This is a genomic window from Corynebacterium sp. AOP40-4SA-5, assembly GCF_052377355.1.
Classification (GTDB): domain Bacteria; phylum Actinomycetota; class Actinomycetes; order Mycobacteriales; family Mycobacteriaceae; genus Corynebacterium.
Map to the genome: position 1 here is coordinate 100,796 of NZ_JBQSWS010000010.1, position 6,903 is coordinate 107,698.

A 6,903-nucleotide genomic window follows, 5' to 3' on the forward strand; every position below is an offset into this window, starting at 1 on the left:
GTCCCGACGGGATTTCCCGAGGGTTAACGGGCTCTTCGCGATACGGAGTGCATGGCTGACGGTGGGGCCGATGCGGTGTGGCACAACATATAGAGGTCCTGGCCGGTACAAGATGAGAGTTACCACACCTTCATCTGACCGAACCAGGACCCTACAATGCACACTACTGGCAACCTCGTAGCTGACACCATCTGCCGCACCGCTGAAATCGGATTGACCATCACTGGCGCCGCGGACGTCGCCCCGGTGACCGTCGACGATCAGTGTCCTGGCTGCAAACATGCAGGTGTGCTGCGAGATCACGTCACCCGGCAGCTGGTGGACCTGCCGGTCGTCGGCTTCCCGACGCGACTTCACGTCCGTGTCCCGCGGTTCACCTGCCCCAACGATGCCTGCAGCCGGAAGATCTTCCAGGCTTCACTGGGTTGTGCGGACGATGGGTCGAAAACTGACCCACCGGGTGACTCGCTGGATCCTGCAACGCCTCGCGATCGACCGCATGAGTGTCTCAGCCACTGCGAAAGCCCTAGGTGTCGGGTGGCCGCTGGTCAACAAGATCGCGGTTCAGGCATGCCGCAACCTTGTCTACGACTCCGGCGATCACCTCGCTGACGTGCGGATACTAGGGGTCGACGAGCACGTGTGGAAACACACCCGCCGTCCCGGCGATCCCTCCTCGATGGTCACGGTGCTGGTGGATCTGACCCCACTGGTCGATGGGCGCGGGCCAGCGCGGTTGATCGACATGCGGCCCGGGCGCAGCGCCGAGGTTCTACGAAGCTGGTTGCAGCAACGCAGCGAAGCGTTCCGCGAGTCGGTTCAGGTGGTGACGATGGACGGCTTCGCCGGCTACGCCACCGCCGTGGACCACGCCCTGCCCGCGGCGACGAAGGTGATGGACCCATTTCATGTGGTGCACCTGGCCGCCGAGAAGCTCACCGCGTGTCGGCAGCGTCTGCAACGTGAGACCAGGACGTCATCGCCGCGTTCGGGGCCCCGGACAAGTCACGGGGCAAGAAGTTGATGGCCGGGTTGATCGACACGCTGCGCAGGGCGCTGCCGAAGGGCTTGGAGGAGTTGGCGCAGTTCGGGCGCATGTTGTGGCGGCGTCGGGCCGATATTTTGGCGTATTTCGACGTCGGAGCCGTCAACGGGAGATTGGACCACCTGCGCGGTATTGCGCTGGGGTTCCGAAATCTGGACCACTACATCTTGAGGTCGCTGATCCATTCCGGGCAGCTCCGCGACCGGATCAACGCACTGTGAATCGCGAAGAGCCGGTTAACGCTGGACACCTGGGCGAGCGGGCTGTACGGTCATGTACATAGTTCCATTGACTAACTTTGTGATTCACTGCATCTTCGAGGGGTGTCGACCGTGAGGGGAATCAAGGCCCGTCCGATGATCCTGGCGGTCGTTGCCGGTGTGGCGATCTCGACGGCGGCGTGCGGTGGGCAGGACGATGCCGAGGGGGAGGAGAGTACGAACCTCCCGCAGGACATCGTGGTCTATCGTCCGAGAATGCTGGACAACGATCTCACACAGGACGATGTGCCGCTGTGGCCCGGGCCGGATCCGGATGACTTCCTGGCGCCGCATTCTCCGTCGGGCGAGAGTGGCGAGCTCTCCGGTGATGATGCCGAGGTCGTGTACCGGGCGGCGTTGGACAATCCCGGGTCATTGCTCGAGGAGGGGCGGGATCCGAGCGATGCGACGTCGGCTGTCTGGTGGGTCGATGGCGGTGCCCAGTGGCTGGTCGTCGAAACCCGTCCTGAACTGATTTGACACTTTTCACAGCGATCCTGACGTATACGGGCTGAGGCAACATACCCACCCCGTTCTGATGTCATTTCTCACTCTCAGTAATTCTGATATTTTCCAGAGTTGCGGTGCTGCACTCCGCGTATCGGAGCTTGTGCAGTGAGTTTGAGGATTCGGCCATGGCGTAGTCGAAGGAGTCGCGCATGGGGCCCATGGCATTGCCGAATCCGTTGCAGTCTGATAGCTTCACTATGCGGTGTTTTTCGCCGTTATGCGATAAATGAAAAGAGGAGCCGTGATGGGCCTGAAATGCGGCGTGTGGGATGTTAATTGTGTTGCTACGTCATAATTCCGATGGAAGGATCTGAATATGAGTACTAAGCTGGCGCAGGTGGTGGTTCGAGCGAGCTCTGACGAGCCCTTCGTCGTTCCGGAATCATTCGATCCGCTGCTCGACTTCACTAATATCGAAAGATTTATCGGTTTTGCAAATACAGGTGACGATGAGACGGGGATGACCGTCTCGTCTGCAGCGTTGTGGGAGACGCATGACTATTGGTGCTGGAGTGATGAAAATGGACATCATTCTTCGTTTCAGTTCTCGGTGAGAATGGTGAACGGCAGGATACCTCTGCGTTATCTATTTGCCGTATGGTCGATTGTAATATCTCCGCAGTTACGGGGCGATATTGCTCGAATCGAGATGGACTGCCTCGGCGTAGGAGAGGTTAAAAAGTCAGTCAGCTCCCCGGCGTATCTCGAAAAATCATGCGGTCCGCCGGCAGCGCAATCTGAAGATCGTTCCTCTTGCGGTGTTCCGCTGGAAGTTAACGGGCATAACTCTCCGCCGATCAGGTTCGCTGCCGAGAATTCCGACGGCGATCACATCGAGAGTTCTGTCGTTGAGTTCACGCCACTCCGCGTTGCTGAGGTCTTCGAAATGCTTGTCCCGGACTTGTCGGGTTCTTACGCGAGAGAGTTCTCCATACGGGCGCGTAGGAAGCGGTAGGGAAGTTCTCAAAGGCTCGCAGGTCCATGTAGAGCTCACGTTCTTCGTCGGATGGTGTTGTCGAGTGTGTCGAGGCTGGATGGCAACGAGATGCATCAGTATTCGTCCGGTGGCTCCCGCAGTTCGGTGGGCCGGAACAGTCCGTCAGCATGCGGCCAGGCCTGGAGTGGCCCGGAGCGGCACGGAAGCTAGCGGCAGCTGTAGGGGCTGGGCGCTCGACGAGTGAACTGGCATTGGGAACAAGTTGATTGGCAAGTCGTCGTGGGTCCCGGCCGCGTTCCGATGCCTGCTAGAGAGCAGCGTCGGCGGTCATGAGGGGAGCTCTAATCCGACGAAGTGTCATAATGTATATTATCGGCGAACAAGGACGGGTTGGTGGGAGGGGCGGGAGACGTCGCTGTGTTGGCTGCGTCCGGACGTCTGCATCGCGTGCGTTCTACTTCCGCCTGTCCTGCTTCCGTGTGGCCTGCGTTCGGCGCGGCCGGCGCCTCGTCGTCTCGTTTGACGTCGGGTCGGCGTCGTCGCTGGCGTCGAGTTTCGCCTCGCGCACCCGCAGCGTCCGGTGCGCCGTTCCAGTGTCCTGTGCGACGTCCGACGTCCTTTCCGGCATCCTGGACGCCGACGCCGACGCGGACGCCGACGGCGACACGGCGATGCCGCCGCAGCGTCCTAGCGGGGCTCGGAATCCGATGAAGTGCCTCCGGTCCCCTCGTTCACGAGTGCCCCCTAATTACGTCACTGTGACGTTATTAGGGGGCACTCTGCCCTGGTGATCCAGGGTCACAACATGCTCGACAGGACCACCTGGGCGATGCTGAAGTAGATCACCAGGCCGGTGGCGTCCACCAGCGTCGAGACCACCGGCGTGGAGAACACCGCCGGGTCCACGCCGATCTTGCGGGCGATCAGCGGCAGCACACCGCCGACGATGCACGCCCACGTGCAGATCGCCACGATCGTCAGGCCCATCACCGCGCCGATACGCCACTCGTAGAACAACGTGATGAACGGGAAGATCAAGGCGCCGAGGAACACGCCGAGCATGAAGCCCACGCGGGTCTCACGCCAGATGACCTTCCAGATGTCCTTTGGGCGCACCTCGTCGACCGCCAGGGCGCGGACCACCGAGGACGCCGCCTGCGAACCGGCGTTGCCGCCGGTACCGGTGACCATCGGCACGAACGTCGCCAGGACCACGACCTTGGCCAGCGTGTCCTCGAAATGCGACATCACGTTGACCGTCAGCACGGCCGTGAGGATCAGCACCAGCAGCCAGACGCCACGCTTGCGCGCCAGGTCGAAGACCGTCGCCGAGAGGTACGGCTGCTTGAGGGGCTCGGAACCGCCGGCACGGTAGACGTCCTCGGTGACCTCCTGCTCGAGGATCTCCATGGCGTCGTCCACCGTGATCACGCCGAGGAAACGTCCTTCACCGTCCACGACGGGCAGGGCCAGCAGGTCGGCCTCCTGCACGAGACGTGCGGCGACCTCCTGGTCCTCGGTGGCGTTGACGGCGTGGGTCTCCACGTTCATCAGCTCGGAGACCGGCGTCCCGTCCGCCGCGGACACCAACGCCGCGAGGTTGACCACGCCGACCAGGTGCCGTGTCGAGTCCGTGACGGCCAGCACGGCGATGTCCCGGTTACGCAGCTGGCGGCCCCGGAGCTTCTTGAGCGCCTGCTCCCTGGTGTTGTCGACGTCGATGACCGTGGGAACCGGGGTCATCACACGGCCGGCGGACTCGTCCGGGTAGCCGAGCAGCTGGGCGGTGACCTTGCGACGGTCGGCGGGAAGGTCGGCCATCATCCGGGTGGCGACGGCCGCCGGCATCTCCCCGAAGAGTTGCGCACGGTCGTCGTCGGGCAGGCTGAGCAGCAGGTCGGCGAACCGCGCCTCGCGCAGGCCGGACAACAGGTCGGCCTGGTGGACGACGTCCAGGTACTCGAAGACCTGGATCGCGCGGTCCTTGTCCAACAGACGGAAGATGACCGCCTGTTCGTCGGTGTCGCGACGCGACATCTCGTCGGCGATCGCGACCGTCGTCATGTCCTTGAGTTGCGCCTGCAGGGCGGCGACGTCCTGCCGCTCCAGAAGGTCGGTGATCTCGTGTCCCATGGGGCCTCCTGAAGTGTCGTGTCTAGCTGCGGTATCGCTCGTCTCGGTAGAGCTTCAGTAACTGCCATATGGTCATGGCGAGGAAGAACAGGCACACAACGGCGAAGATGTAGGCCACCGTGCCGCCGGTGTAGAGCATGAAGGCGGCCGCCGCGACCAGGGCCACGAGCCGGATCCACCGGGTGAAGACCATGACGTCTCTGTCCATGGTGCCGTCCTCTCCGTCCGTCAGTTCTGTCTGTTAGTTCTTCAGTCCGAAGACCAGGAGGAGGTCCACGGTCCCCTCTTCGGCGATCTGCGAGGCGACGAACTCCGGGGAGACGATGCCGAAGTCCTCGCGGTTCACCGGCACCTGGCCTTCAACGATGACGTTCTCGCCGGAGCGCAGCACCTTCAGATCCGCGGACACCTCGTTGGTCTCACCGTGCATGGTGAGGTCGCCGCGGACGGTCACCGTGTCGACACTACCGTCCTCCGGCAGCGAGGACAGGTCGACGGGGCTGGTGATGCTGAACGTCGCCTCGGGGTAGTCGTCGGTGTGCAGGATGTTGTCGCGCACGTGGATGTCGCGCTTCTCGATGTCGGACGCGATGCTGGCGACGTCGACGGTGACCCGTCCCTCCTGCAGGACGCCGTCGTCGACGACGAGGGAGCCGTCCACCGAGGACGTCCGCCCGGAGGTCGACTTCTCCTGGCCGGGAAGCACCTCGTCAAAGGTGTACCCCGCCTCCGAGGAGTTCGCGCCGACGCCCGGGACGACGTCCCAGTGGCCGTCGATGCCCACGGTCGGAGGTTCGCCGCTTCCGTCGGCGATCGACGCCGTCTGCAGACCCTCACTGGTGATGAGTTTGTAGACAGGGGGGCCGACGATGGCGATGGCGAGGGCGACGACTGCGACGACGACCAGCGTGACGATACCTTTCCGCATGACTGACCATGCTAGTCGTCACCGGGGGTGAACCCCTATTCGCTTCTCCCCCGCACTCCCTCGGCGGCGCGGGCCAGTTCGACAAGTTCCTGGCACAGTGCGGCAATGCTGTCGGACGGCTCCCCGTCGGTGACCGCCTCACGGATGTCCTCGGCGGCGCACCGGACCTCGAAGAGACGGTCGGTGAGTTCGTCGGCGGCGGCGCGCGGAAGGATGACGGAGTCGGCCGGGATCGCCGTGTCCTTGAGCGACTGGCGTTGTTCGTAGGCGCGCTGCCTGCAGGACTGGCTGCAGTAGCGGCGGCGTCGGCCGGGGCCCTCCTGGGCGATCTCCCGGCTGCACCACTCACACCGGTGCGGTGCGGACCGGTGCTGGATGGTCAGGTCGTCGGTCATGTCGTCCATCATTGCACTTCTGGGGTAGGGTTGTGTGGTTGAGCTTTGTGGTGTCGCCCGGGAATTATTCGGGCGCCTCGTCCGTTGTACGGGAGGAATAATCCACCACGTCCGCATGATGAGAAGGGTGATGCACCGATGGCAGATCGTGTACTGCGCGGCAGTCGTATGGGAGCGGTGTCCTACGAGACCGACCGGGACCACGACCTGGCTCCGCGCCAGATGACCAAGTACCAGACCGACTCCGGTGAGATCTTCGAGGTCGCCTTCGCCAACGACGCGGAGATCCCCAGCGAGTGGATGTGCAAGAACGGTCAGCTCGGCCAGCTCATCGAGGGTATCGGCCAGGACGCCAAGCCGCAGAAGCCGGCCCGTACGCACTGGGACATGCTGCGCGAGCGTCGCTCCCTGGAGGAGCTGGACGTGCTGCTCGACGAGCGCATCGAGCTGCTGCGCAAGCGTCGCCGTACGGCGATGAAGCTGATGAAGGAGCAGGCCGCGAACTCCTGAGGTCGCTGACCGTCCGCCGGTGCCCGTCGCCGGTGGGCGGTTTTTTCATGCCTCGGCATCTTCCTTCATGATATCGAATGTATGTTCGATGGGAACGTCCTTGCGCATTTCCATGTCCGTGCCACTTGATACCGTGTTCGACATGGCTGACACCACGGCTCCACCACCACCGACACCACCGTACC

The 6,903-nt window shown here is 63.1% G+C and carries 7 protein-coding genes and 1 pseudogene; 4 read left to right on the forward strand and 4 right to left on the reverse strand.

All coding sequences use genetic code 11. The features are described from left to right. The first annotated feature begins 156 nt into the window (after positions 1-156). From ACT3S3_RS08240 to ACT3S3_RS08250, 3 genes and pseudogenes are all read left to right on the forward strand, one after another. Positions 157-1,266 (forward strand): annotated as a pseudogene (locus tag ACT3S3_RS08240) (ISL3 family transposase). A gap of 111 nt (positions 1,267-1,377) precedes the next feature. Further along, a complete protein-coding gene (locus tag ACT3S3_RS08245; RefSeq protein ID WP_441579185.1) occupies positions 1,378-1,785 on the forward strand; it encodes a hypothetical protein in 408 nt (135 codons plus the stop codon). 346 nt (positions 1,786-2,131) lie between these two features. Continuing rightward, positions 2,132-2,770, forward strand: a complete 639-nt coding sequence (locus tag ACT3S3_RS08250; RefSeq protein WP_441579186.1) for a hypothetical protein — start codon at positions 2,132-2,134, stop codon at positions 2,768-2,770. Between the two features lie 780 nt (positions 2,771-3,550). Here the strand turns inward: ACT3S3_RS08250 and mgtE are convergent. Genes mgtE through ACT3S3_RS08270 form a run of 4 tightly spaced genes read right to left on the reverse strand, consistent with a single transcriptional unit; the run spans position 3,551 to position 6,208 of the window. Further along, positions 3,551-4,885, reverse strand: coding sequence for a magnesium transporter (mgtE, locus tag ACT3S3_RS08255; protein WP_301444011.1), 1,335 nt, complete (start codon positions 4,883-4,885; stop codon positions 3,551-3,553). A 22-nt stretch (positions 4,886-4,907) separates the two neighbouring features. Then, the gene (locus tag ACT3S3_RS08260) at positions 4,908-5,093 is read right to left on the reverse strand and encodes a hypothetical protein (protein ID WP_301444012.1); all 186 of its coding nucleotides are present in this window, start codon (positions 5,091-5,093) and stop codon (positions 4,908-4,910) included. Positions 5,094-5,126: 33 nt separating this feature from the next. Beyond that, entirely contained in the window at positions 5,127-5,813 is a 687-nt protein-coding gene (locus ACT3S3_RS08265) for a YceI family protein (protein ID WP_301444013.1), read from the reverse strand. Between the two features lie 35 nt (positions 5,814-5,848). Continuing rightward, positions 5,849-6,208, reverse strand: a complete 360-nt coding sequence (locus tag ACT3S3_RS08270) for a hypothetical protein (RefSeq protein WP_301444014.1) — start codon at positions 6,206-6,208, stop codon at positions 5,849-5,851. A gap of 138 nt (positions 6,209-6,346) precedes the next feature. On the opposite strand from ACT3S3_RS08270, the gene ACT3S3_RS08275 reads away from it, so the two are divergent. Further along, positions 6,347-6,718, forward strand: a complete 372-nt coding sequence (locus tag ACT3S3_RS08275; RefSeq protein WP_301444015.1) for an RNA polymerase-binding protein RbpA — start codon at positions 6,347-6,349, stop codon at positions 6,716-6,718. Positions 6,719-6,903 lie beyond the last annotated feature (185 nt).

Bases quoted from the DNA above. Each gene is read 5' to 3' on its own strand.
- ACT3S3_RS08250 (WP_441579186.1), top strand. From the start codon at position 2,132: ATGAGTACTAAGCTGGCGCAGGTGGTGGTTCGAGCGAGCTCTGACGAG.
- mgtE (WP_301444011.1), bottom strand. From the start codon at position 4,885: ATGGGACACGAGATCACCGACCTTCTGGAGCGGCAGGACGTCGCCGCC.
- ACT3S3_RS08260 (WP_301444012.1), bottom strand. From the start codon at position 5,093: ATGGACAGAGACGTCATGGTCTTCACCCGGTGGATCCGGCTCGTGGCC.
- ACT3S3_RS08265 (WP_301444013.1), bottom strand. From the start codon at position 5,813: ATGCGGAAAGGTATCGTCACGCTGGTCGTCGTCGCAGTCGTCGCCCTC.
- ACT3S3_RS08270 (WP_301444014.1), bottom strand. From the start codon at position 6,208: ATGACCGACGACCTGACCATCCAGCACCGGTCCGCACCGCACCGGTGT.
- ACT3S3_RS08275 (WP_301444015.1), top strand. From the start codon at position 6,347: ATGGCAGATCGTGTACTGCGCGGCAGTCGTATGGGAGCGGTGTCCTAC.